Below are 978 nucleotides of genomic sequence, written 5' to 3' on the forward strand. Positions count from 1 at the left end.
GATCCGAACATTGCTGGGTCAGCGCAGCGGTCCCGGCTCGGGCAACACCAGCTACCCGGCGGAGGCGCTGGTGCGCTGTCTTTTGCTGGGCGTGTGGCACGGGCTGAGCGATCCGGCATTGGAGGCTCAGATCCGTGACCGGCTGTCGTTTCGCCGCTTTGCCGGCTTCAGCCTTTCGGACCGTACGCCCGATCATTCGACACTGTGGCGCTTCCGCGAGGAACTGACGCGCGAGCGGCTGATCGACAAGGTGTTTGAGGAGATCAACCGCCAGCTGGAGACGAAGGGCCTGATCGTCAAGCGCGGCACCTTAGTCGATGCGACGTTCCTGCAGGCCCGTGGGCGGCCGCCCAAGCAGCCGAAGAAGGGCCACCAGGGCCCGGCCAAGCCGTCGGCCGACAAGGACGCGCGCTGGGGCAAGAAGGGCAACAAGAGCACCTTCGGCTACAAGATGCACATCGGCGCCGACCAGGAGCACACCATGATCCGGCGTGTCGAGGTAAGCGACGCCTCGATCACCGACACCGAGGCGGCCGACAATCTGGTTTGCGGCGATGAGAAGGCGGCCTATGGCGATCAGGCCTACTACACCCATGCCAGGCATGATCGGCTGGCCAAGGCCGGGATCAAGGACCGGCTGATGCGGCGGCCCAACAAGCATCATCCCGAGTTGCCGGCGCGCCAGAAGCTGCGTAACCGGTTGATCGCCAAGGTGCGGGCGGCTGTGGAGCGGCCTTTTGCTGTGTTCAAGGAGCGCTACGGCATGCGGCGCCTGCGCTTCTTCAACCTCGCCGCCAACCGCACGCAATGCATACTAGCCGCCTGCGCCTACAATCTGCGGACCATGATCGGCGCCCTCTATCCACCTGGCGGAAAGCCGGCATGAGGAGGAGTCTGTCTAAAATCGGCGGATCGGCCGGTCATGCCGGTCGATGCCATACCAAGCCGTCGAAAACTGCTTTCCCGGCCTTCAAAAAA

General features: G+C 64.1%; 1 protein-coding gene. It reads left to right on the plus strand.

The window, feature by feature from the left end:
• The coding region (locus tag NKI58_RS35425; protein WP_352854531.1) for an IS5 family transposase at positions 1-886 on the plus strand (886 nt) is incomplete at its 5' end.
• Positions 887-978 lie beyond the last annotated feature (92 nt).

The sequence above is a fragment of the Mesorhizobium sp. M0522 genome (assembly GCF_040321085.1).
Taxonomy (GTDB): Bacteria; Pseudomonadota; Alphaproteobacteria; order Rhizobiales; family Rhizobiaceae; genus Mesorhizobium.